Origin of the sequence: Escherichia sp. F1 (assembly GCF_046764225.1) — a bacterium.
Classification (GTDB): Bacteria; Pseudomonadota; Gammaproteobacteria; order Enterobacterales; family Enterobacteriaceae; genus Escherichia; species Escherichia coli.
Genome location: NZ_CP177202.1, coordinates 2,024,195 through 2,048,637, shown reverse-complemented (window position 1 = coordinate 2,048,637; position 24,443 = coordinate 2,024,195). Strand labels below are relative to the sequence as shown.

General features: G+C 52.2%; 22 protein-coding genes. 6 read left to right on the top strand and 16 right to left on the bottom strand.

Annotated features, from left to right (window positions below; translation table 11 throughout):
• Nucleotides 1-9 precede the first annotated feature (9 nt).
• From ACK8NJ_RS09865 to aspS, 3 genes are all read right to left on the bottom strand, one after another.
• On the bottom strand, nucleotides 10-750 hold the full coding sequence (locus ACK8NJ_RS09865; RefSeq protein ID WP_000907234.1) for a YebC/PmpR family DNA-binding transcriptional regulator: 741 nt from the start codon (nucleotides 748-750) through the stop codon (nucleotides 10-12).
• Between the two features lie 28 nt (nucleotides 751-778).
• Nucleotides 779-1,231, bottom strand: coding sequence for a dihydroneopterin triphosphate diphosphatase (nudB, locus tag ACK8NJ_RS09860; RefSeq protein WP_001308712.1), 453 nt, complete (start codon nucleotides 1,229-1,231; stop codon nucleotides 779-781).
• Between the two features lie 117 nt (nucleotides 1,232-1,348).
• Nucleotides 1,349-3,121, bottom strand: a complete 1,773-nt coding sequence (gene aspS, locus ACK8NJ_RS09855; RefSeq protein ID WP_001559262.1) for an aspartate--tRNA ligase — start codon at nucleotides 3,119-3,121, stop codon at nucleotides 1,349-1,351.
• A gap of 309 nt (nucleotides 3,122-3,430) precedes the next feature.
• Here aspS and ACK8NJ_RS09850 point away from each other — a divergent pair, with 309 nt between their 5' ends.
• Genes ACK8NJ_RS09850 through cmoB form a run of 5 tightly spaced genes read left to right on the top strand, consistent with a single transcriptional unit; the run spans nucleotide 3,431 to nucleotide 7,012 of the window.
• Nucleotides 3,431-3,997: a hydrolase gene (locus ACK8NJ_RS09850; protein WP_000891630.1), complete on the top strand. Its 567-nt coding sequence runs from the start codon at nucleotides 3,431-3,433 to the stop codon at nucleotides 3,995-3,997.
• Nucleotides 3,994-4,812: a DUF72 domain-containing protein gene (locus ACK8NJ_RS09845; RefSeq protein WP_001559263.1), complete on the top strand. Its 819-nt coding sequence runs from the start codon at nucleotides 3,994-3,996 to the stop codon at nucleotides 4,810-4,812. Before ACK8NJ_RS09850 ends, ACK8NJ_RS09845 begins: the two co-directional genes overlap by 4 nt.
• Before the next feature lie 52 nt (nucleotides 4,813-4,864).
• The gene (locus tag ACK8NJ_RS09840) at nucleotides 4,865-5,260 is read left to right on the top strand and encodes an MAPEG family protein (RefSeq protein ID WP_000252980.1); all 396 of its coding nucleotides are present in this window, start codon (nucleotides 4,865-4,867) and stop codon (nucleotides 5,258-5,260) included.
• A gap of 40 nt (nucleotides 5,261-5,300) precedes the next feature.
• Entirely contained in the window at nucleotides 5,301-6,044 is a 744-nt protein-coding gene (cmoA, locus tag ACK8NJ_RS09835) for a carboxy-S-adenosyl-L-methionine synthase CmoA (protein WP_000019591.1), read from the top strand.
• Nucleotides 6,041-7,012 carry a tRNA 5-methoxyuridine(34)/uridine 5-oxyacetic acid(34) synthase CmoB gene (gene cmoB, locus ACK8NJ_RS09830; RefSeq protein WP_000564729.1) on the top strand — a complete coding sequence of 324 codons (972 nt, stop codon included), beginning with the start codon at nucleotides 6,041-6,043 and terminating at the stop codon, nucleotides 7,010-7,012. Before cmoA ends, cmoB begins: the two co-directional genes overlap by 4 nt.
• Before the next feature lie 34 nt (nucleotides 7,013-7,046).
• Here the strand turns inward: cmoB and torZ are convergent, their stop codons facing one another.
• The 4 genes from torZ to ACK8NJ_RS09810 all read right to left on the bottom strand — a co-directional run bounded on the left by torZ (nucleotide 7,047) and on the right by ACK8NJ_RS09810 (nucleotide 12,313).
• Entirely contained in the window at nucleotides 7,047-9,476 is a 2,430-nt protein-coding gene (gene torZ, locus ACK8NJ_RS09825; RefSeq protein WP_001559264.1) for a trimethylamine N-oxide reductase TorZ, read from the bottom strand.
• Nucleotides 9,477-9,500: 24 nt separating this feature from the next.
• Nucleotides 9,501-10,601, bottom strand: coding sequence for a NapC/NirT family cytochrome c (locus ACK8NJ_RS09820; RefSeq protein ID WP_411962395.1), 1,101 nt, complete (start codon nucleotides 10,599-10,601; stop codon nucleotides 9,501-9,503).
• A 385-nt stretch (nucleotides 10,602-10,986) separates the two neighbouring features.
• The gene (gene cutC / locus ACK8NJ_RS09815) at nucleotides 10,987-11,733 is read right to left on the bottom strand and encodes a copper homeostasis protein CutC (protein ID WP_411962394.1); all 747 of its coding nucleotides are present in this window, start codon (nucleotides 11,731-11,733) and stop codon (nucleotides 10,987-10,989) included.
• Nucleotides 11,734-11,746: 13 nt separating this feature from the next.
• Complete coding sequence (locus tag ACK8NJ_RS09810) at nucleotides 11,747-12,313, bottom strand: VOC family protein (protein WP_001307851.1); 567 nt, start codon at nucleotides 12,311-12,313, stop codon at nucleotides 11,747-11,749.
• A 215-nt stretch (nucleotides 12,314-12,528) separates the two neighbouring features.
• On the opposite strand from ACK8NJ_RS09810, the gene argS reads away from it, so the two are divergent.
• Nucleotides 12,529-14,262 (top strand): arginine--tRNA ligase, encoded by a 1,734-nt coding sequence (gene argS, locus ACK8NJ_RS09805; RefSeq protein ID WP_001025322.1) that lies wholly within the window; start codon nucleotides 12,529-12,531, stop codon nucleotides 14,260-14,262.
• A gap of 52 nt (nucleotides 14,263-14,314) precedes the next feature.
• Here the strand turns inward: argS and flhE are convergent, their stop codons facing one another.
• The 9 genes from flhE to tar form a co-directional block, all read right to left on the bottom strand.
• On the bottom strand, nucleotides 14,315-14,707 hold the full coding sequence (gene flhE, locus ACK8NJ_RS09800; RefSeq protein WP_001259590.1) for a flagellar protein FlhE: 393 nt from the start codon (nucleotides 14,705-14,707) through the stop codon (nucleotides 14,315-14,317).
• Entirely contained in the window at nucleotides 14,707-16,785 is a 2,079-nt protein-coding gene (gene flhA / locus ACK8NJ_RS09795) for a flagellar biosynthesis protein FlhA (protein WP_000066983.1), read from the bottom strand. The genes flhE and flhA overlap by 1 nt, the downstream gene beginning before the upstream one ends.
• The gene (gene flhB / locus ACK8NJ_RS09790) at nucleotides 16,778-17,926 is read right to left on the bottom strand and encodes a flagellar biosynthesis protein FlhB (RefSeq protein WP_001278925.1); all 1,149 of its coding nucleotides are present in this window, start codon (nucleotides 17,924-17,926) and stop codon (nucleotides 16,778-16,780) included. Before flhB ends, flhA begins: the two co-directional genes overlap by 8 nt.
• A gap of 201 nt (nucleotides 17,927-18,127) precedes the next feature.
• Nucleotides 18,128-18,772: a protein phosphatase CheZ gene (gene cheZ / locus ACK8NJ_RS09785; protein ID WP_000983609.1), complete on the bottom strand. Its 645-nt coding sequence runs from the start codon at nucleotides 18,770-18,772 to the stop codon at nucleotides 18,128-18,130.
• Nucleotides 18,773-18,782: 10 nt separating this feature from the next.
• Entirely contained in the window at nucleotides 18,783-19,172 is a 390-nt protein-coding gene (gene cheY, locus ACK8NJ_RS09780; protein WP_096251690.1) for a chemotaxis response regulator CheY, read from the bottom strand.
• Nucleotides 19,173-19,186: 14 nt separating this feature from the next.
• Entirely contained in the window at nucleotides 19,187-20,236 is a 1,050-nt protein-coding gene (gene cheB / locus ACK8NJ_RS09775; RefSeq protein ID WP_000036383.1) for a protein-glutamate methylesterase/protein glutamine deamidase, read from the bottom strand.
• Nucleotides 20,237-20,238: 2 nt separating this feature from the next.
• Nucleotides 20,239-21,099 carry a protein-glutamate O-methyltransferase CheR gene (gene cheR, locus ACK8NJ_RS09770; protein ID WP_000204341.1) on the bottom strand — a complete coding sequence of 287 codons (861 nt, stop codon included), beginning with the start codon at nucleotides 21,097-21,099 and terminating at the stop codon, nucleotides 20,239-20,241.
• 18 nt (nucleotides 21,100-21,117) lie between these two features.
• Entirely contained in the window at nucleotides 21,118-22,719 is a 1,602-nt protein-coding gene (gene tap / locus ACK8NJ_RS09765) for a methyl-accepting chemotaxis protein IV (RefSeq protein ID WP_411962392.1), read from the bottom strand.
• 45 nt (nucleotides 22,720-22,764) lie between these two features.
• Complete coding sequence (gene tar / locus ACK8NJ_RS09760; RefSeq protein ID WP_024229812.1) at nucleotides 22,765-24,426, bottom strand: methyl-accepting chemotaxis protein II; 1,662 nt, start codon at nucleotides 24,424-24,426, stop codon at nucleotides 22,765-22,767.
• Nucleotides 24,427-24,443: the final 17 nt, after the last annotated feature.

Here is a 24,443-nt window from a genome sequence, read left to right as displayed (position 1 = left end):
CAGGCCCCATCAGAGAGTCGCTGCAACCTCATCAGAGATTTCACCGTTATGGTAGACTTCCTGCACGTCGTCGCAATCTTCCAGCATATCGATCAGACGCATCAGTTTCGGTGCGGTTTCTGCATCCATATCAGCTTTGGTGGACGGGATCATGGAAACTTCCGCGCTGTCTGCTTTCAGACCTGCCGCTTCCAGAGCGTCGCGTACTTTGCCCATTTCTTCCCATGCAGTGTAGACATCAATCGCGCCGTCATCATAGGTCACAACGTCTTCAGCACCTGCTTCCAGCGCTGCTTCCATGATGGTGTCTTCATCGCCTTTCTCGAAGGAGATCACGCCTTTTTTGCTGAACAGATAAGCTACGGAACCATCAGTACCGAGGTTACCGCCACATTTACTGAATGCATGGCGCACTTCAGCAACGGTACGGTTGCGGTTGTCAGACAGACATTCAATCATGATTGCCGTGCCGCCAGGACCGTAACCTTCGTAGATGATGGTTTCCATGTTTGCATCATCATCACCGCCCACACCACGTGCAATTGCGCGGTTCAGAGTGTCACGAGTCATGTTGTTAGACAGTGCTTTATCAATTGCTGCACGCAGACGCGGGTTAGCGTCCGGATCGCCACCGCCGAGCTTAGCTGCAGTTACCAGCTCACGAATGATTTTAGTGAAGATTTTACCGCGCTTAGCATCCTGCGCAGCTTTACGATGTCTGGTGTTGGCCCATTTACTATGACCTGCCATAAAAATATCTCCAGATAGCCCTGCCTGTTCAGGCAGCGTTAATTACAAACTGTTCAATCGCCTGCCGGTTGCTCCAGGACTTAGTGAGCGCCGCCGCAGCAGGCGCATCAAGCCACTTGTAGGCCAGATGTTCAGTGAAGACGACCTGGCGTTCGTGCGGGAGCGCAAGACAGAACCAGGATTCCGTATTACGCGTCACGCCCGGCGCATAGCGATGACGTAAATGTGAAAAAATTTCAAATTCTACCGTGCGCTGACAGTCAATTAAGGTCAGTTGTTCAGCGACAACATCGATGGTGACCTCTTCCTTTACTTCGCGCATGGCAGCTTGCGGCGCGGTTTCACCCTCTTCCACGCTGCCGGTTACCGACTGCCAGAAATCGGGATCGTCACGCCGCTGCAACATCAGCACCCGTTTCGTATCTTGTGCATAGATGACCACTAAGATCGAAACGGGACGCTTATACACTTTATCCTTCACGCTGCCTCTTCGTTGACTGCCTTCGCTCATCCCATTCACATAGTTATCTATGCTCATGGGAGTTCACTCAGTTGCCGCCTCGATGCAACGCGAATGATTTCGTGTATTTGAGTCATATCAGTTATTCTCTGCCTTCTTCACAACCTGAATGCTCAGCTCAGCCAGTGCAGCCGGGTTAGCAAAGCTCGGTGCTTCAGTCATCAGACACGCTGCCGCCGTGGTTTTCGGGAAGGCGATAACGTCACGGATATTGTCGGTGCCGGTCAGCAGCATCGTCAGACGGTCAAGACCGAATGCCAGACCTGCGTGCGGCGGAGTACCGTATTTCAGGGCGTCGAGCAGGAAGCCGAATTTCTCGCGCTGTTCCTCTTCGTTGATACCCAGAATACCAAACACCGTCTGCTGCATATCACCATTATGGATACGCACAGAACCACCGCCCACTTCGTAACCATTGATGACCATATCGTAAGCGTTCGCCACCGCATTTTCTGGTGCAGCTTTCAGTTCTGCAGCAGTCATGTCTTTCGGTGAGGTGAACGGATGGTGCATTGCCGTCAGGCCGCCTTCACCGTCGTCTTCAAACATCGGGAAGTCGATAACCCACAGCGGTGCCCATTTGCTTTCGTCGGTCAGACCAAGGTCTTTACCCACTTTCAGGCGCAGTGCGCCCATCGCGTCGGCAACAATTTTCTTATTGTCGGCACCGAAGAAAATCATATCGCCATCTTGCGCGGCAGTACGATCCAGGATGGCTTCGATGATTTCTGCATTAAGGAACTTAGCTACCGGGCTGTTGATACCTTCCAGACCTTTCGCGCGTTCGTTAACTTTGATGTAAGCCAGACCTTTCGCGCCGTAGATTTTAACGAAGTTACCGTATTCGTCGATCTGCTTACGGGTCAGCGACGCACCGCCCGGAACGCGCAGAGCGGCAACACGGCCTTTCGGATCGTTCGCCGGCCCCGCAAATACCGCGAATTCAACGGATTTCAGCAGATCGGCAACGTCGGTCAGTTCCATCGGGTTACGCAGGTCCGGTTTGTCGGAGCCGTAACGGCGTTCGGCTTCCGCAAAGGTCATTACCGGGAAATCGCCCAGATCAATGCCCTTCACTTCCAGCCACAGATGACGCACCAGCGCTTCCATCACTTCACGCACTTGCGGGGCGGTCATGAAAGAAGTTTCCACATCGATCTGAGTAAATTCAGGCTGACGATCAGCGCGCAGGTCTTCGTCACGGAAGCATTTAACGATCTGATAGTAACGGTCAAAGCCGGACATCATCAGCAGCTGTTTGAACAACTGCGGGGATTGCGGCAGTGCGTAGAATTTACCTTTGTGCACACGAGAAGGCACCAGGTAGTCACGCGCGCCTTCCGGCGTGGCTTTGGTCAGCATCGGAGTTTCGATGTCGAGGAAGCCGTGGTCATCCATAAAACGGCGCACCAGGCTGGTGATTTTAGCGCGGGTTTTCAGGCGCTGAGCCATTTCCGGGCGACGCAGGTCGAGGTAGCGGTATTTCAGACGCGCTTCTTCGGTGTTGACGTGGTTAGAGTCAAGCGGCAGAACATCTGCGCGGTTGATGATAGTCAGCGAGGACGCCAGCACTTCGATTTCGCCGGTCGCCATATCGCGGTTAATATTTTTTTCGTCACGCGCACGTACGGTGCCCGTGACCTGAATGCAGAACTCATTACGCAGTTCAGAGGCCAGCTTTAACGCGTCCGCACGATCCGGATCGAAAAATACCTGCACGATACCTTCGCGGTCGCGCATATCGATGAAGATCAGGCTACCAAGATCACGACGACGGTTGACCCAACCACACAGAGTCACCTGCTGCCCCACGTGGGACAAACGGAGCTGTCCACAATATTCTGTACGCATGAGATATCCCTTAACTTAGCTGCCGGCGGATGCCCCCTGCTGCGCAGGTGACCAAGTCGCAGCGTTAGCTGTATGTCACAACTGAATGAAAAAAGGCGGCTATTATACTGGAAATTCTGCCGCACCGTAAGAGCCTGGCCCGCGCTGGAACGCCTCGTTACCACTTTATATCGGGCCTGAAATCAGACTCTACGCCAGTTTGCTATAAAGGTGTTGCCCGAACTCATAAAAATTAACAAAATTTGTCGTTCCGCCATCGGCTAATCGCATTAAGGTGTGAGGCACGATTTTGTTTTTTCAGGAGTCAGCATGCTTGAACTTAATGCTAAAACCACTGCGCTGGTGGTGATTGATTTACAAGAAGGCATCTTACCTTTTGCCGGTGGTCCACATACTGCCGATGAGGTGGTTAATCGCGCCGGGAAGCTGGCGGCGAAATTTCGCGCGAGCGGTCAGCCCGTGTTTCTGGTGCGCGTTGGCTGGTCTGCCGATTATGCCGAAGCATTAAAACAGCCGGTTGATGTCCCCTCCCCCGCTAAAGTGTTACCCGAAAACTGGTGGCAACATCCTGCTGCATTAGGTGCAACCGACAGCGATATCGAAATCATCAAACGTCAATGGGGTGCGTTTTACGGTACGGATCTGGAGTTGCAATTACGCCGCCGGGGTATCGATACAATAGTATTATGTGGGATCTCGACCAATATCGGTGTTGAATCCACCGCCCGCAATGCCTGGGAACTCGGTTTTAATCTGGTGATTGCCGAAGACGCCTGCAGCGCCGCCAGCGCCGAGCAGCACAATAACAGCATCAACCATATCTACCCACGCATCGCCCGTGTGCGCAGTGTGGAAGAGATCCTCAACGCATTATGATTTACATCGGTCTGCCGCAATGGTCGCATCCTAAATGGGTGCGGTTGGGGATCACCAGCCTTGAAGAGTATGCCCGCCACTTTAACTGTGTGGAGGGCAACACCACGCTTTACGCCCTGCCGAAATCCGAGGTTGTCCTGCGCTGGCGTGAGCAGACCACAGATAATTTTCGCTTCTGTTTTAAGTTTCCGGCGACCATTTCGCATCAGGCAGCATTACGGCATTGCGATGATTTAGTAACTGAATTTTTGACTCGCTTGTCACCGTTAGCGCCGCGCATTGGGCAATACTGGCTGCAACTGCCTGCCACATTTGGCCCACGGGATCTCCCTGCGCTTTGGCATTTTCTCGACTCTCTTCCCGGCGAGTTTAATTATGGTGTGGAAGTCCGCCATCCACAGTTTTTCGCCAAAGGGGAAGAGGAACAAACACTTAATCGCGGTTTACATCAGCGCGGCGTTAATCGGGTGATTTTAGACAGCCGCCCGGTTCATGCAGCACGTCCACACAGTGAAGCTATTCGCGACGCTCAACGAAAAAAACCTAAAGTTCCGGTACATGCTGTACTGACGGCGACAAATCCGCTGATCCGTTTTATCGGTAGTGATGATATGACGCAAAACCGGGAATTATTTCAGGTCTGGTTACAAAAATTAGCGCAGTGGCATCAGACCACTACGCCTTATCTTTTTTTACATACGCCAGATATTGCCCAGGCCCCGGAACTGGTACATATCCTGTGGGAAGACTTACGTAAAACGCTTCCAGAGATCGGAGCAGTTCCGGCTATTCCACAGCAATCTTCTCTTTTCTGAATTTGCCACCTATCATAGACAGGTGCCATCGGCCATTTTAAAGGGAGTTTGTATGGTAAGCGCGCTGTATGCCGTTTTAAGTGCGTTGTTATTAATGAAGTTCTCTTTTGATGTCGTTCGCCTGCGAATGCAGTACCGCGTTGCCTATGGCGACGGCGGTTTTAGCGAACTGCAAAGCGCTATTCGCATTCATGGTAACGCGGTGGAATATATTCCCATCGCGATTGTGTTGATGCTGTTTATGGAAATGAATGGCGCAGAAACCTGGATGGTGCATATTTGCGGCATCGTTTTGCTTGCTGGTCGTCTGATGCATTATTACGGTTTTCATCACCGTCTGTTCCGCTGGCGACGTTCTGGCATGAGCGCCACCTGGTGTGCGCTGTTGCTGATGGTGCTGGCGAATCTTTGGTATATGCCCTGGGAGTTGGTTTTCTCCCTGCGTTAGCGCACAATACGCCACTTTCTTTTTCCCGGATTTTTACGTTATGTCTCACCGCGACACGCTATTTTCTGCCCCTATCGCCAGACTGGGTGACTGGACCTTTGATGAACGGGTAGCTGAAGTCTTCCCGGATATGATCCAGCGTTCCGTTCCCGGTTATTCCAATATTATTTCCATGATTGGTATGTTAGCCGAGCGCTTCGTTCAACCTGGTACGCAGGTTTACGATCTGGGTTGTTCTCTGGGCGCGGCGACGCTCTCGGTGCGTCGCAACATTCATCATGATAATTGCAAAATTATTGCCATCGACAATTCCCCGGCGATGATTGAACGCTGCCGTCGTCATATTGACGCCTATAAAGCCCCTACGCCAGTAGACGTTATTGAAGGTGATATTCGCGATATCGCCATTGAAAATGCATCGATGGTGGTGCTGAATTTTACCCTGCAATTCCTGGAACCTTCCGAGCGTCAGGCGTTACTGGATAAAATTTATCAAGGGCTGAACCCGGGCGGTGCGCTGGTGCTTTCGGAAAAATTCAGTTTCGAAGATGCCAAAGTTGGTGAATTGCTGTTCAACATGCACCACGACTTTAAACGTGCTAACGGTTACAGCGAACTGGAGATCAGCCAGAAGCGCAGCATGCTGGAAAACGTGATGCTAACCGATTCTGTGGAAACCCATAAAGCACGCCTGCATCAAGCTGGTTTTGAGCATAGCGAGCTGTGGTTCCAGTGCTTTAACTTTGGTTCCCTGGTGGCATTAAAAGCAGAGGACGCTGCATGATCGACTTTGGTAACTTTTATTCTCTGATTGCCAAAAATCATCTTTCACACTGGCTGGAAACGCTGCCCGCGCAGATTGCTAACTGGCAGCGCGAGCAGCAGCACGGGCTGTTTAAGCAGTGGTCCAACGCGGTGGAATTTCTGCCTGAAATTAAACCGTATCGTCTGGATTTATTGCATAGCGTAACCGCCGAAAGCGAAGAGCCACTGAGCGCCGGGCAAATTAAACGCATTGAAACGCTGATGCGCAACCTGATGCCGTGGCGCAAAGGGCCGTTCTCACTGTATGGCGTCAACATCGATACCGAATGGCGTTCCGACTGGAAATGGGATCGCGTTCTGCCCCATCTTTCTGATTTAACCGGGCGCACAATTCTTGATGTCGGCTGTGGCAGCGGTTATCACATGTGGCGCATGATTGGCGCAGGCGCGCACCTCGCGGTGGGAATCGACCCTACGCAACTGTTTCTGTGCCAGTTTGAAGCGGTGCGTAAACTACTGGGTAACGATCAGCGCGCACATTTGTTACCGTTAGGTATTGAACAGCTTCCGGCACTGAAAGCCTTTGATACCGTCTTTTCGATGGGCGTGCTTTATCATCGTCGTTCACCGCTGGAGCATCTCTGGCAGTTGAAAGATCAACTGGTGAATGAGGGTGAACTGGTGCTTGAAACGCTGGTTATTGATGGCGATGAGAACACGGTGCTGGTGCCGGGCGATCGTTACGCGCAAATGCGTAATGTCTATTTCATCCCTTCCGCGCTGGCGCTGAAAAACTGGCTGAAGAAGTGTGGTTTTGTAGATATCCGCATTGCGGATGTGAGCGTTACCACTACAGAAGAACAGCGACGCACTGAATGGATGGTTACCGAGTCTCTGTCCGATTTCCTCGACCCGCATGATCCGGGTAAGACAGTTGAAGGTTATCCGGCACCTAAACGCGCGGTGCTGATTGCGCGCAAGCCGTAAAGATTAGCGCCCGTTTCCGGGCGCTTTTCACGTCTTATGCCTGAACAGCTGGCTGATCAAACGCCGTTAACTTCGGCGCATTGCCCGTATATTTTTCGATATACACCAGCGCAGAGTTACCGGCACAGGCATTTGCCAGCTGCGAGCTGGGGATATCCGCCGTTAACACGTTCGCACTGCCGTTTTTACACAAGCCATTTTCCAGATCTGGCCATGCACCTTCATGCACGCATACCACGCCTTTTTTGATCCCGTCAGTCACCACCGCGCCTGTCAGAATCTGACCACGTTTGTTCCAGACACGCACCAGATCGCCATTCGCAATACCAAAGCGAGCAGCATCTTCGGTGTGAATAGTGATCGGTTCACGATCGGCAACCGCATATTTTTTACGCAGTTCCGCATAGTTAAGCTGACTGTGTAAACGGTGTGCCGGATGTGCGGTCAGAAGCTGCAACTGCTTCTCGTCGGCGGAACCTTTCCACTCATCAGGCGCAAGCCAGGTTGGGTGTGCCGGGCAATCCTTATAGCCAAATTTTTCCAGCGTTTTGGAGTAAATCTCAATTTTGCCGCTTGGCGTACCCAGCGCATTTTTCACCGGATCGGCGCGGAAATCACCATAACGAACGTACTGTTCGTTCTTCTCGCTGCGGCGCATTTCGATCAGTTTATTTTGCTGCCAGAAAGCATTAAACATCGGCATAGTCACGCGTTGCGCACGCGCACCTTTCTGAGCGGCATCATAGAAAAATTTCAGCCACGCCATTTCATCTCTACCTTCGGTATAGATCTCTTTTCCGCCAGGTTTGAGTAATTCAGCAAGATCGGCAAACACGTCAAAATCGTTACGCGCTTCAAATTGCGCAGCGACAGCCTGCTTCATCGGTACAATATGCTGGTTGCTGTAATCACCGGTCATCGTCAAGTCATTGCGCTCAAACGATGTGGTGATCGGTAATACGATATCTGCATGTTTAGCAGCTGCGGTCCAGTAGCATTCAGAAACGACGATCATCTCCGGTTTCTGCCATGCTTTAATCAGACGATTAGTATCCTGGTGATGGGTAAAGTTACCGCCACCCGCCCACCAGATCATTTTGATATTCGGATACGTTTGTTCTTTACCGTTATGCTGATATTTGCCGCCAGGATTTTCCAGCGCATCGACGATACGGGCAACAGGAATCGCCGTCATTCCGCCATCATCAGCGGCCTCGCTGGCCTGTCCGGCAATCGCCGCAGACATTTCCGGCAGCACGCCGCCAACACGCGTCGGGTTGCCACCGTTGGAGTAATGATAAGAGAAACCAAACCCGCCGCCCGGTGTACCAATCTGCCCTAACATCGCCGCCAGCGTCACCAGCATCCAGTGTTTCTGTTCACCATATTGCTGGCGCTGAATTCCCCAGCCTGCCATCAGCATTGTGCGATTTGCCGCCATCAGTTCAGCGAGTTTGACTATCTGCGCTTCCGGTACGCCAGTAATTTCCGCCGCCCAGGCCGCGCTCTTCGGCGTATTATCGCTCTTACCTGTCAGATACTCTTCAAACTGCGAATACCCGGTGGTGTATTTTTCAAGGAACACTTTATCGTGTTTGCCTTGTGTCATCAGGGTATGTGCAATCCCTAACATCAGTGCCACGTCGGTGCCCATATTCGGCGCGATCCAGGTGGCATTATCGCCAAAGAACTCGATGGTTTCGGAGCGGATAGGATCAATGGCAATCACTGGTTTGCCAGATTTTTTCAGCTGATGGAAGTATTCCAGCCCTTGCTCATCGGTACTGCTCCAGGCAATTTTTAAGGTATTCAGCGGGTTCATCCCCCACAGCACCACAACCTGGCTGTTTTCCAGAATCAGCGGCCAGGAGGTCTGCTGTTCATACACCTCCACGGAACCCACCACATGCGGCATGATCACCTGTGCCGCCCCGGTTGAATAATCGCCGCTATGCCCGGAATAACCGCCCGCAAGGTTCATATAACGTTGCAGTAAGGTTTGCGCTTTATGCAACACGCCAGAAGAGCGCCAGCCGTAAGATCCGGCAAAAATGGCCGATGGTCCGTTAGCTTTACGAATACGATCGTGATGCTCATGAATCAGTTTTAATGCTTGTTCCCAGCTCACCTGTACATAGGTATCTTCGCCACGACCTTTCGCCGGTTGCAGTGGATTATCGAGATAGCTTTTTCTCACCATCGGATGCTGAATACGCGCCGTTGTATGTACCTGATCCGCCGCCGTAGACTGTAAGGAGTTCGGTATGGTTTTCGCCAGCGCGCCTGTCGAAGAAACAATCTTGCCGTCCTTCACTTCTACGTTCATTGCTCCCCAACGGCCCGCGGTGAGGATTTTGCCACCCTTCTCTTCTGCCCATGCGGGTAGCGGTGCAGCCGATGTCACCACCAGCGCCCCGGCAGCAATACCGCTGTGTTTAATAAATTCACGTCTTGTTAATGTCATAACTTCCTCCCTGATCAACGAGGATCACTGTTTCTCGGTAATATCTTTGGCGTTGTACTGGAAGTACCGCGTCAAAATGTCCAGTTCGTTTTCGCTCATGCTGGTTCGCGCACCCATTCCTTTGGCAATGGACGGCCATGCATTGACGGTGTAATGGTCGGAGGCAATAGGGGCATGGCAACCAGCGCAATAGGTATCGTCAAGTTTTTCAGCGTATTGCCATAGCGGTTTACGGTCCGCTAATGCGGGATCGGTAAGCACACCCTGTAAAGACGCCTGACGCCATTGATTGCCGTATTCGTCAGCCTGCCATTCCCCGTTTACCGTCAGCGCCTTGATACCTTCATCACTTAATGTGGCTAGCGCCAGACGTTGACCTGCCGCCAGGTAGAGCGTGCTTTCACTGCCCTGCATTTGATAACCCTGCAACAGAACGATCGGCTGTTTGCCACTGGCATCAACGACGGTGAGATCGGTACCAGGATTCACAGTGGCCAGTTCGCCTATGCGGGAAGGTTTGAAAGGATAAATATGTGCGCCATTGGTAACTGAAGTAGCGGCCTGACTTTCCAGCTCATGCGCCGCGTTGTCATCCATTTTTATTTCTGGTGGAAAATGGGCAATGCCTTTATGACAATCGATACAGGTTTCACCGTCCTTTTGCGCTTTGGTATGCATTTTCTGCGCAGATTCACTTTGCGAGGCAATATCCATGGCATCAAAAGAATGGCAACTACGACACGTTGCAGAATCCGATGCTTTTAATTCTTTCCATACTGTTTCGGCCATTTCCTGACGATGCGCTTCGAACTTATCGTCACTGTCTATTTTGCCGCTAACAAATTCATGATAAATATCTTTAGAAGCTTGTAATTTAGCAAATAAATAATCCATCCCTGACTTTGGAATATGGCAATCGGCACATTCCGCACGTATCCCTTTCTGGTTAGAAAAGTGGACAGTTCCCTGATATTCCTCAAAAGGTTTACTCATCGAGTGGCAGGAAAGGCAAAATGCGGTATCCGACGTTTTATGTAAGGCTTTTTGCGCCAGCAATAACCCGCCGCCACCAACCACAACCGTTATCAGCAAAAACAATAACCCAATGCGTTTTTTCCCTCGCATAGATTCCTCTAATTAATTCCAGAACACCGAAATCATTGTATAATTAAATATACAACGAATTGACCGCTTGCATAATTCGGCACAACACTGCCTGAAATAATCGATAAAGAATATGATTTATTACAATGTAATCATTAATTGCTAAGGAATAACCCAGTTGTTATTTAGAATACATATTTGTCAGTTTTAGTAATTTAAATTACATAATTAATATGAATATATAAAAATTTTTAGCACAACGCTATGTGCACTATCACGCGCTCAACTGATCACGGAAATCGTTCGTTTTTTATACTTCTCGGGGATAAAAAAAGGCCCCTGTTGAAATTGCAGGGGCCTGGTACGAGCAAGCATCATATTGGGCGACATGATGCAACGGTAAAAATCATTTGGCCTGACGGCGTTCAATGATTCCTTTCATTTCAGCAACCGCCGCCCCGTCTACGACATAACGCGAATACTCGTCCGCGTGTGCATCTGATGACATGGACAATCCTTGATTACGATAACGCATTGGTGAGGCTTGCCACGCTCCCGCGGAGCTATGGACTTCCAGCACTCCGGCATCGAGGAAGTGGTGCAGGTTTTCTGCACGGACTCCTGCTCCGGCCATAATGATTGGAGCATCACCATGGGCAATAAGTTCCATAATTTTTGATAAACCTTGCAGTGCGTCTGATTTTTGCCCTGATGTCAGTACCCGAGCAACGCCCAATTCCGCAAGATTATTGAGTGTATTTAAAGGGTTAGCGCACATATCGAAGGCGCGATGAAAAGTCACTGCCAGCGGACCGGCAGCAGCCATTATTTTTTCCATTCGTGGCATATCGACATTCCCGTCAACATCGAGAACGCCCGTCACCAGTCCAGGAAAACCTAATTCGCGGACTGTGCGCACATCCTCAAGAATGGCGGCAAATTCACCGTCGCTGTAGCAAAAATCACCACCGCGTGGGCGGATAATCGGATGCACAGGGATCGTCACCCGCTGGCGCACGGATTTCAGTATCCCCAACGACGGCGTTAAGCCCCCCTCTTTTGGGGCTGCGCATAATTCAACTCTGTCTGCGCCGTTTTGCTGCGCCGTTAGCGCGCATTCCATGCTATAACAGCAAATTTCCAGTAATGCCATTTTTGCTCCTTAATTACGCCGACTGCTCGCTGGCAACGATCTCTTCAATGGACCACGGATGAAATTTAATGGTCGTTTTGCCATCGGTGACCGCCAGCGTCGGGTTCGGTAATCGCTCATGCTCACCTTTTGGCGAACTGGTTTTAACTGAGATCCCCGGCAGGCTGAGTCCTTCATCAGAAAGCAATGCCAGCGCACGGGCATTCAGCGTTTCTGGATCGCCCGGCAGAACGATTTCAATATGTTCCCAACCTTCGTGCGGGTAACGTTTTTCCCCGGGCCACGGTAGCTCCACAATGGAAAACTGCCAGTGCGCAACCTGTACCGGTTCATGCAATTTAAACAGACAAATCGGCCTGCCATTGATCATATTTTCTGACAAAAGCTCGCCGCACTGTTCAAACCCGCGACGCCAGCGCTCAGCGGTGGCGTTTTGATGGCAACGCAAAGAAATGTGATCGGCAGTCAGCGGAGTGATATCCAACCCCAGACGGCGGGAGAGTTCATCTAATGCGTGGGTAAATCGCGGTAAATCCGATGCAATATCCTGCAGCTCGTCGATAGATTGCCAGTTCGCCATAATCACTCTTCGTCTTTCAGTAAAAGCGTTAATTTACCCTGTTGCCCTGCGCCAACCAACCGCTGATTTCACGCCGCTTCTGATGCAATAGTGAAAACGGCAATACGCCACGCGCACGTTGCTGACGAAAACAGCCATTTGCAGTATACTCCCGCCCTAATTTCTTTAACTGGTGCGGGCAATTTTTGCTCGCTTCATCAATGTAAGGTATTCCGGTGAATATTCAGGCTCTTCTCTCAGAAAAAGTCCGTCAGGCCATGATTGCGGCAGGCGCGCCTGCGGATTGCGAACCGCAGGTTCGTCAGTCAGCAAAAGTTCAGTTCGGCGACTATCAGGCTAACGGCATGATGGCAGTTGCTAAAAAACTGGGTATGGCACCGCGACAATTAGCAGAGCAGGTGCTGACTCATCTGGATCTTAACGGTATCGCCAGCAAAGTTGAGATCGCGGGTCCTGGCTTTATCAACATTTTCCTTGATCCGGCATTCCTGGCTGAACATGTTCAGCAGGCGCTGGCGTCCGATCGTCTCGGTGTTGCTACGCCAGAAAAACAGACCATTGTGGTTGACTACTCTGCGCCAAACGTGGCGAAAGAGATGCACGTTGGTCACCTGCGCTCCACCATTATTGGTGACGCAGCAGTTCGTACTCTGGAGTTCCTCGGTCACAAAGTGATTCGCGCAAACCACGTCGGCGACTGGGGCACTCAGTTCGGTATGCTGATTGCATGGCTGGAAAAGCAGCAGCAGGAAAACGCTGGTGAAATGGAGCTGGCTGACCTTGAAGGTTTCTACCGCGATGCGAAAAAGCATTACGATGAAGATGAAGAGTTTGCCGAGCGTGCACGTAACTACGTGGTAAAACTGCAAAGCGGTGACGAATATTTCCGCGAGATGTGGCGCAAACTTGTCGACATCACCATGACGCAGAACCAGATCACCTACGATCGCCTCAACGTGACGCTGACCCGTGATGACGTGATGGGCGAAAGCCTCTATAACCCGATGCTGCCGGGTATCGTGGCAGATCTCAAAGCCAAAGGTCTGGCAGTAGAAAGTGAAGGCGCGACCGTCGTATTCCTTGATGAGTTCAAAAACAAGGAAGGCGAACCGATGGGCGTGATCATTCAGAAGAAAGATGGTGGCTATCTCTACACCACCACTGATATCGCCTGTGCGAAATATCGTTATGAAACACTGCATGCCGATCGCGTGCTGTATTACATCGACTCCCGTCAGCATCAACACCTGATGCAGGCGTGGGCTATCGTCCGTAAAGCAGGCTATGTACCGGAATCCGTACCGCTGGAACACCACATGTTCGGCATGATGCTGGGCAAAGACGGCAAACCGTTCAAAACCCGCGCGGGTGGTACAGTGAAACTGGCGGATCTGCTGGATGAAGCCCTGGAGCGTGCACGTCGTCTGGTGGCAGAAAAGAACCCGGATATGCCAGCCGACGAGCTGGAAAAACTGGCTAACGCAGTTGGTATTGGTGCGGTGAAATATGCGGATCTCTCCAAAAACCGCACCACGGACTACATCTTCGACTGGGACAACATGCTGGCGTTTGAGGGTAATACCGCGCCATACATGCAGTATGCATACACGCGTGTATTGTCCGTGTTCCGTAAAGCAGAAATTGACGAAGAGCAACTGGCTGCAGCTCCGGTTATCATCCGTGAAGATCGTGAAGCGCAACTGGCAGCTCGCCTGCTGCAGTTTGAAGAAACCCTCACCGTGGTTGCCCGTGAAGGCACGCCGCATGTGATGTGTGCTTACCTGTACGATCTGGCTGGTCTGTTCTCTGGCTTCTACGAGCACTGCCCGATCCTCAGCGCAGAAAACGAAGAAGTGCGTAACAGCCGTCTGAAACTGGCACAACTGACGGCGAAGACGCTGAAACTGGGTCTGGATACGCTGGGTATTGAGACAGTAGAGCGTATGTAATCGCGTTATACGGCAAAAGCCGATGTCATGGCAGACATCGGCTTTTTTATCATTAACGATAATTCACAATCACTTCATTCCGTTGTACCTTTAGCGGCGGAATTAACCGCCCACCGCCAGGCACTTCCCAGATAAATCGCAACGGTTCTATCGCCGGTATACCGGAAAAGGCCACGGTGGTTCCACTCTGCCCTTCTAATTCGACACAACGAGATTGTGAACACAAGCGAACCCGCAGTCCTGCAGGTGTCGGGCCGATAAGCTGATAACGCCACGCCACCAGCGTCATCAATCCTGCAGCAGGTTGTCGAGTAGAAAGAGGCGCTGACGACATCGACTCACCACGGTGATTCAGCGTAACGCCCACACTACTCGCCTGCCACATCCCCTCCCCGGCGGCTTGCACCAGCAGCGGAAACAATAATATTGCTAATAAGGTTCTCATCATTTACCGCCAATTGTCGCCGTCATGCGGATATGTCGGTTATCAGATAGTTCCAGATTCGACAGCACCACTAACTGCGGCAAGCTGCGGCGCAGGAAGCGAGACAATAATGGTCGCAGCGCGTGGTTCACCAATAAAACTGGCGGCGCACCCAACATCTCCTGACGGGATAGCGCTTCCTGAGTTTGCGCCAGTAAACGATCCGCCAGCCCTGGCTCCAGTCCGCCCCCGCCCTGCAACGCCTGTAGCAACAAACGTTCCAGCGGTGTATCGAGGCCAATAACATGAACTTCATCTTTGCCAGGAAACCACTGCTGGGTAATCGCCCGTCCCAACGCCACGCGCACGACGGCGGTTAATTCATGTGGATCGCTTTGGATGGGCGCATGTTCCGCCAGCGTTTCGAGAATAGTGCGCATATCGCGAATCGGCACTTTTTCATCGAGCAGATTTTGCAGCACTTTATGCAGTGTGGTGAGCGTGACGACGCCAGGAACGAGATCTTCCGTCAGCTTTGGCATCTCCTGGGCGACGCGATCCAGCAACTGTTGCGCCTCCTGACGACCAAACAGCTCTGCGGCATGCTGGCTAATGAGGTGGTTAAGATGCGTTGCCACCACCGTGCTGGCCTCAACCACGGTGTACCCCTGAATCTGCGCCTGTTCTTTAAGCGCACTTTCAATCCAGATAGCATTCAGGCCAAATGCCGGATCGACGGTCGCCTCACCAGGTAACGTCCCGGCAGCGGTACCAGGGTTAATCGCCAACCAACGCCCCGGATAAGCATCACCACTGCCTATCTCCACGCCTTTCATCAAAATGCGATAGCGGGCAGGTTGCAGATCCATATTGTCACGAATGTGCACCACCGGCGGCAGAAACCCCATCTCCTGGGCAAATTTCTTGCGGATACTGCGTATACGGCCCAACAACTCACCATCCTGCTGGAAATCGACCATCGGGATCAGTCGATAACCCACTTCCATTCCCAGAGAATCTTCCAGTTGTACATCGTTCCACGTCGCTTCGACAACGGTATTATTCTCTGCCATTTTTACCGGTTTTGGTTCGGCAGGCGCTTTTTGTTCGCGTCCACGGATCCACCAGGCCAGCCCCAGCAATCCGGCAGTGAACAGCAAAAATACCAGGTTCGGCATTCCAGGCACCAGGCCGAGTAAACCGAGCACGGCGGCGCTTAACAACATAACGCTCGGGTTACTGAAAAGCTGATTCACCATCTGCTCGCCAACATCCTGATCGGTGCTGACACGCGTAACGATGACCCCCGCGGCGGTAGAAATCACCAACGCCGGAATTTGTGCCACCAGACCGTCGCCAATGGTCAATAGCGTATAACTTTCCGCCGCGTGTCCCATGCTCATGCCATGTTGCAGCACGCCGACCAGCAACCCGCCGACAACGTTAATGACCATGATGAGGATCCCGGCGATGGCATCGCCGCGGACAAACTTACTTGCCCCGTCCATTGAGCCGTAAAAATCGGCTTCCTGAGTCACTTCGGAGCGGCGTTTTTTCGCCTCATCTTCACCAATCAATCCGGCGTTAAGGTCGGCGTCAATCGCCATCTGCTTACCCGGCATACCATCGAGAACAAAGCGCGCACCCACTTCTGCGATACGCCCGGCACCTTTGGTGATAACCATAAAGTTGATGATCACGAGAATGACAAACACCACGATACCGATAGCGAAATTGCCACCAACGAGGAAGTGACCGAACGCTTCGACCACCTTTCCAGCCGCCGCCGCGCCGGTATGCCCTTCCATCAAAATGATACGGGTTGAAGCCACGTTAAGTGCCAGACGCAACAGCGTGGTAAACAACAGGATGGTCGGAAACGCAGCAAACTCAAGCGTGCGCTGGGTAAACATCGCCACCAGCAACACCATGATCGACAAGGCAATATTGAAGGTAAACAACAGGTCGAGTATGAATGCGGGCAGTGGCAGCACCATCATCGACAAGATCAACAGGATCAAAATCGGTCCGGCAAGGATCTGCCATTGTGTCGATTTCAGGTTTGCGGGCAGGCGCAGCATCGCGGCCAGATTACTCATGGGTCGGTTTCTCGTTAATAAAATCCAGGGCTTCCGGCACCGGAAGATGAGTAGGTTGTACAGGGCGCTGTCCACCAGCCAGACGCCAGCGTTTCAGTTGCCAGACCCAGGCCAGCACTTCCGCCACCGCGGCGTACAGTTGACCCGGGATTTGTTGACCGATCTCCGCATGTCGATACAGCGCACGCGCCAGCGGCGGCGCTTCAAGCGTCGGGACGTTATTTTCAGCGCCAATTTCACGAATGCGCAGCGCGACCAGCCCTGCACCTTTAGCGACCACTTTCGGTGCGCTCATTTTGTTTTCGTCATACTGCAACGCTACCGAATAGTGGGTCGGGTTATTGACAATGACATCCGCTTTCGGCACATCGGCCATCATCCGACGTCGTGCAGCCGCTCGCTGCATCTGACGTATCCGCCCTTTAACATGGGGGTCGCCTTCGCTTTGTTTGAACTCATCACGAATATCCTGCCGCGACATACGCAGCTTTTTCAGGTGGCTGAAGATTTGAAAAAAGACGTCAAATCCCACCATTGGAATGACACCAAGCACCACCAGCAGTGCGCATAGCCCTACCAGATCCATCGCATTACCCATGGCGGTAATCGGAGACTCTGCCATTAAGCGCATCATTTGCGGCCAGTGGTGCCAGAGATAAAACCCCGTCACACTGCCGACCAGGATGGTTTTCAAAATTGCTTTAAGCAACTCCGCGCCAGTCTGTGCCGAGAACATCCGTTTAATCCCCGGTAGCGGGTTGAGTTTGGAAAACTTCGGCTGCAAGGATTTGCCGCTAAATACCAGCCCTCCCAGCATGACCGGAGAAATGAGCGCCACCAGCACCACGCCGCTAATCAGTGGCAGCAGCGCCAGCATGGCTTCTCTGATCAGCAGAATAATCTGCCCGAGGATCAGATTCGGGTCATTGATGATGCTGTGATCAAAATGCAATCCCGCGGAGAGCATGCCCGACAATCGACGGGCCAGCGACACACCGCCAAACCAGATAACACACACGCCCACTAACAAAATCAGCAGTGACGTTAATTCACGTGAACGCGGGATTTGCCCCTCTTCCCGCGCTTTTTCTAGTCGGTGAGGTGTGGGGGCTTCTGTTTTGTCGTCGCTCTCGTCAGACACGTCGCCAATCCTGGAAAGAGTATTAAGCGTAAATGATGCCAGAGCGCAAAGCGTTCAATGGTTTGAGTAAGGGGCAAAACAGGCGGGATTTAGGGCTTTTGCTGCCACACATCAAGCATAGTATGCGTTTGTCGGATGCGGCGTCATCGCGTTATCCGACCGCCTGATATGACGTAGTCACGCCACATCAGGCAATACAAATCAAAATCCAAGACTATCCAACAAATCGTCCACCTGATCCTGACTGGCTACCACACCGGCTTTGCTGGTATCGACCTGAGGTCCATTAAGCAAACTCTGGTTTTCACGTTTTGGACGCGACTCCTGTTCCGGGATGTTTTCCAACAGCACCATCAACAACTGGCGTTCGATCTCCTGAATGACATCCATCATCCGCTTAATAACCTGTCCGGTGAGATCCTGAAAATCCTGCGCCATCATGATTTCCAGCAGTTGCGCGTTTGTAAAGCTGGTATGCGCGGGTACATCTGCCAGAAATTGCCGCGTGTCTGTTACCAGTTCACGGGCGTCGGCAAGATCAATCGGATCGGCAAACCAGTCATCCCAACGTTGGGTTAACGCTTTTGCTGATTTCTCCATTTGATCCTGATGCGGTTGTGACGCCTCAACACTGTTCAGCGCCCGCTCCGCAGCCTGGGCGGTCATCTGCACAACATAGTACAAACGATCGCGCGCATCGGGGATGGCTTCCGCCGCTTCAGCAATGGCCTGATCCAGCCCCAGCTCCCGCAAACTGTCGCGCAGCATACGCGTCAGGCTGCCGATGCGCGCAATGATATCGCCAGCTGAATGCTCGTCAGCAGGTTTGATTGATGGTTGCATCATAGTCGCATCCTCACATGCCCAGTTTCTCAAAGATTTTGTTGAGTTTTTCCTCCAGCGTCGCGGCGGTAAATGGCTTCACAACATAGCCACTGGCCCCCGCTTGCGCCGCAGCAATGATGTTCTCTTTCTTCGCTTCTGCAGTCACCATTAACACTGGCAATGCTGACATCGCGCCATTCGCACGAATTGTTTTCAGCAATTCCAGGCCATCCATGTTGGGCATGTTCCAGTCGGAGATAACAAATCCATAACCGCCTGCCTGCAACTTATTGAGAGCGTCGACACCATCTTCCGCTTCCTCAACATTATTGAATCCCAGCTCTTTCAGCAGGTTACGCACTATGCGTCGCATGGTGGAAAAGTCATCCACAACCAAAAATTTAAGTTCTTTATCCGCCATTTCACACTCCTGATTTAAATACGTATCGCCTGTCCGGCACTAATTTTTGCCAACATTTGCTGGCTTACCTGGCTAAGATCGACCACTTCGCAGACACCACCCATATTGATGGCCTCGCGCGGCATGCCGAACACCACGCAACTTGCTTCGTTTTGCGCAAGGGTCCATGCCCCCGCCTGACGCATCGCCAACATTCCCGCCGCACCGTCGTTGCCCATACCGGTCAGGATCACCCCAACCGCATTACGCCCCGCCTGTTTGGCGACAGAATGGAACAACACATCTACCGAAGGCCGATGACGGTTAACCGCCGGGCCATCGTGAATTTTGATTTGGTAATTTGCGCCACTACGCGCCAGCTCCATATGCCGATCGCCCGGAGCAATATAGGCATGCCCCGGTAAGACACGTTCTCCGTCTTCGGCTTCTTTAACCCCGATCTGGCAAAGCTTATTAAGTCTGTCGGCAAAAGAGCGAGTGAAACCGGGCGGCATATGCTGGGTAATTAACAGTGCCGGGCTGGAAAGCGGCAACGATTGCAGTACGTGACGAATTGCCTCAGTTCCCCCCGTTGAAGCACCAATCGCAATCAGTTTTTCAGAACTCAACAGCGGCCCCGCTTTCAGCGTTGTCGGTGCCGACAATGGTTTATGTGCCGCAAGGCTCGCTTTTGCTGCCGTACGCACCTTTTCAGCAATCATTTCGCTATACGCCAGCATTCCTTCGCGAATACCCAGTTGCGGTTTGGTGACAAAATCTATCGCCCCCAGCTCCAATGCGCGCAGCGTGACTTCTGACCCTTTGCCGGTCAGGGAAGAAACCATCACAACGGGCATTGGGCGCAAACGCATTAATTTTTCGAGAAAATCCAGTCCGTCCATCCGCGGCATTTCAACATCCAGCGTCAATACATCGGGATTGAATTTCTTAATCAAATCACGCGCAACCAGCGGATCAGGGGCGGTCGCCACCATTTCCATGTCGCTATGGCTGTTGATGATTTCTGTCATGATCTGGCGCATCAGTGCCGAATCATCGACAGATAACACCCTGATTTTGCTCATCGTTAATCCTTACTTAGCGCATACACCGTCTGACCGCGCAGCGTGAAGCGGCGCTCAAGGTGGCTAAAGTTTTCAGAGTGACCCGCAAACAGCAATCCGTCGGGTTTAAGGAGCGGAACAAAGCGGCGCAAAATCTCCTGCTGGGTAGTTTGATCGAAGTAGATCATGACGTTACGACAGAAGATCGCATCAAACGGCCCCGGCACGGTGTACTGTTTCGCCAGTAAATTCAGCGGGGCAAAATCAACATAATTCGCCAGTTCCTGACGCACGCGTACCAGCCCTTGATGCGGTCCCGTCCCTCGCATGAAGTACCGCTGCAGTTGCTGCGGCGTCAGATTTTTCAACTCTTCATGGCGATAAATACCGCTTCTGGCTTTTTCCAGCACTTCGGTGTCAATGTCGCTGGCAAACACTTTCCAGCGTCCGGGCGCGGTGCCCAATGTGTCAGCCAGTGTCATCGCAATGCTGTACGGCTCTTCGCCGGTCGAAGCCGCCGCGCTCCATACGCGATACTCGCCAGAACGACGCCGGGCGTGATCCGCGAGCAGAGGAAAATGATGCGCCTCACGGAAAAATGCCGTCAGATTCGTGGTCAGCGAATTGATAAACGCCTGCCACTCACCGCTGTGCTGATTAGATTCCAGCAAGTTCAGATAATGACCGAAATCCGTCAGTCCCAGCGAACGCAAACGACGAACCAGTCGGTTGTAAACCATGTCGCGTTTATGGTCAGCCAGGACGATCCCGGCTCGTTGATAGATCAATTGACTTATCCGCCGAAAATGCGCGTCGGAAAGCGCCAGGCGCTCGGTCATCTGTAACAATAAAGACGTTTGCCCACAGGGCAGAGATGAAGTCATAGCGCCTTCTCAATCACTTCAGGATACCACTGGCGCAATATGTAACTGCGCCGACTCATGTCGTGCTACTTCATGTTCTTCAAGGGTAAATACCGCCACACGCGACGAAAGATGGTCAGCCTGGTTCGCCAGTTGTTCCGTTGCCGCCGCCGCTTCTTCTACCAGCGAGGCGTTCTGCTGAGTCACCTGATCCATCTGGCTGACAGCCTGTGCAACCTGCTCAATCCCCCGCCGTTGTTCTTCCGACGCCGAAGCAATTTCTCCCATAATGTCGTTCACGCGGGTCACCGAACTGACAATATCGGTCATGGTCGCGGCGGCGTTATTCACCAGTTTCGAACCCTGCTGGACACGATTGACTGACTCTTCGATCAGCCCTTTGATCTCTTTTGCTGCCTGGGCGCTACGGCTGGCAAGATTGCGCACTTCACCTGCCACTACCGCAAAACCACGCCCCTGCTCTCCGGCGCGAGCCGCTTCCACTGCCGCATTCAGGGCCAGAATATTGGTCTGGAAAGCAATGCCGTCGATAACGCTGATAATGTCGCCAATTTTTTGCGAGCTGGTGGCGATCTCCTGCATGGTGTGAGTCATGGTACTGACCTGAACACCGCCCGCCTGCGCCGTTGTCGCGGCATTTTTTGCCAGTTCCGACGCCTGTCGTGCGTTATCGGCGTTTTGCCCTACCGTGGCGGTTAATTGCTCCATACTGGCGGCCGTTTGTGCCAGCGATGCCGCCTGCTGTTCGGTACGACTTGAGAGATCGTTATTGCCTGCGACAATCTCCGCGATACCAATGTGCATCTCCTGGCTTCCCTTACGCACATCACTTACCGTCCCACGCAAAGCCTGCTGCATGGTCTTCAGACTGGCAAAAATGGCGGTGATCTCATTGCGACCATACACTGCAATCGGACGCGCCAGATTACCCGCAGCAATGCTGTCAAAATGGCTACCGATGATGGCCAGTGGTTGAACAATCATCTTGCGCGTCCACCACAGCGCACTGCTGATGTAGAGCGCTGCAACAATAATCATGCTGATAAACACCAGCGCCGAAATGTGATAGTTACGCTGGCTTTGCGTACTGGCAGCTTCCAGCACATGGTTGATCTCCAGCTGCCAGGCCTCAAAGTTAACGTCAAACGCATTCTGTGATTCCTGCACCGGCGCAGTGAGGAAATCCGAAAGTTGATTACTTTCAAGCCAGGTCGCCTGATGTTCGAGATCGTTGTGCCAGCGGGCAAAACTTTTCTCCGTCTCTTTTTGCAACGCCCTGACGTGCTCGTTGCCCGCAGTCATCGCCATAAAACTTTTAAACAGCGTGGTGGATTGCGTCAGACTGGCGCGCGCCGTCGTCATCAACGTTTTAATGTCATCCGCCGGATAGCTAAGCGCTGTCAGAGTGCCTGCTTTGTTCAGCGCGGTACTGGCCTGTAACATTACCGCCCGAGTTTGCGCTAATGCCGCACGTTGCTGATTGCTCTGCTCGACCTGATTCAGTCGTTGCAAATCGTCGCGAAATGCCCAAAAAGACATGCCGTTACTGCCAATCTGCAAGATCCCGCAGAGAATCAAAATTAAAAACAGCGTGGTCGAAATTCGAATACGATTAAACATCAACGCTCCCCATCAGGCGGCAATGACCGCGTTAGTAAATACTCGTCAAAATGTTTCCCAGTTTGGATCTTGTTCAGTAATTCGCAGTCGTGGCTGTGCCGGTGGTTGCTCACTGGCAGGACGGGATGGTGTTTGCGGTTTATTGGTGAGTGGGCTGGCTGCCAGACGGAACGCGGAAACCGCTTGCGTTAAACGACTCGCCTGTTCTTCCAGCGCAGCTGCGGCGGCAGCTGATTCCTGCACCAGCGATGCGTTCTGTTGCGTGACGCGATCCATTTCCGAAACCGCCAATGCGACTTGATCGATGCCACGGCTCTGTTCATCCGATGCCGATGCAATCTCGCCCATAATGTCAGTCACGCGAGTGACAGCATTGACGATATTGTTCATTGTTTCCCCGGCGCTTTCGACCAGCACCGAACCGGTATCAACGCGCGAGACGGAGTCTTCAATGAGGGCTTTGATCTCTTTTGCCGCCTGGGCGCTGCGACTGGCAAGATTACGCACTTCGCCCGCCACCACGGCAAAACCACGGCCTTGTTCACCCGCTCGCGCGGCTTCAACCGCGGCATTCAGCGCGAGGATATTAGTCTGGAAGGCAATACCGTCGATAACGCTGATAATGTCGGCAATTTTCTTCGAACTATCGGCGATCTCATGCATCGTTTTCACTACGCCATCCACTACTTTGCCGCCATGCTGGGCGGTATCGGAGGCACTTTGCGCCAGTTGCGAGGCCTGGCGGGCGTTATCGGCGTTTTGCTTCACTGTCGCAGTGAGCTGCTCCATGCTGGCGGCAGTTTCTTCCAGCGCGGATGCCTGCTGTTCAGTACGGGAGGAAAGATCGGTGTTGCCCGCCGCAATTTCACGGGTACCGGCATAGATGGCATCTGAACCTTCACGCACATGAGTGACGGTGTCAGTCAAAGAGCGTTGCATATGTGAAACGCTCTGCGCCAGGTCGCCCATTTCACTGCGCCCGTCAATGGTCAGGGTATTCGCCAGGTTACCACTGGCGATTTCGCGAATGTGAGCAATAATTTTTGCCAGCGGTGTAAGCAACATACGGCGAATGCCGTACCACGCCACCAGCAGAATCAATACCACCACCAGCGCAATAACCGCCAGTTGCCATTGGGCAAATCGGTAATCATCTGCGTTGTCAGTGATGATATCGCGATACAGTTTTTCACTGCTGAGGGCGTACTGAGCAAACGCTTCGCCCATTGCATTTTGCATTCCCTGGGTTGGCTGAGCGAAATAAGCTCCAGTATTGCCATAATCAAGATAATCAATCAGTTCAGTTAACGCTGTGTGATAGTTTTTATATTTTTCATCAATATTACGACTGGTAGCGACCATTTCAGGTAACGGTGCCATGCTTTTGAATTTTTTATAATGAGTCGCTGCCTGGGCCAATGTTTTCCTGGCGCTATCGAGTAATTCAACTTTGGCGTTACTTTGTTGATTTGAGGAATCCATCATCATCCGTACCGCTGAACGACTCAGGTTAATGCGCGTTTGCAGCATTAAATCCCAGGTTGACGTCAGCTCGCCCTGCTGTTCCCGTAATTGATTGGAAACCACAAAGCTCTTCTGGCTATGGTGAAGGGAAGAAAAAAACAGACTGCCGGAAATAAGCTGTAACAGTGCGAATACCCCCAGCACCATTACCAACAGCGTGACTACGCGGATACGGTTAATCATAAGGCACCTTCCTGAAA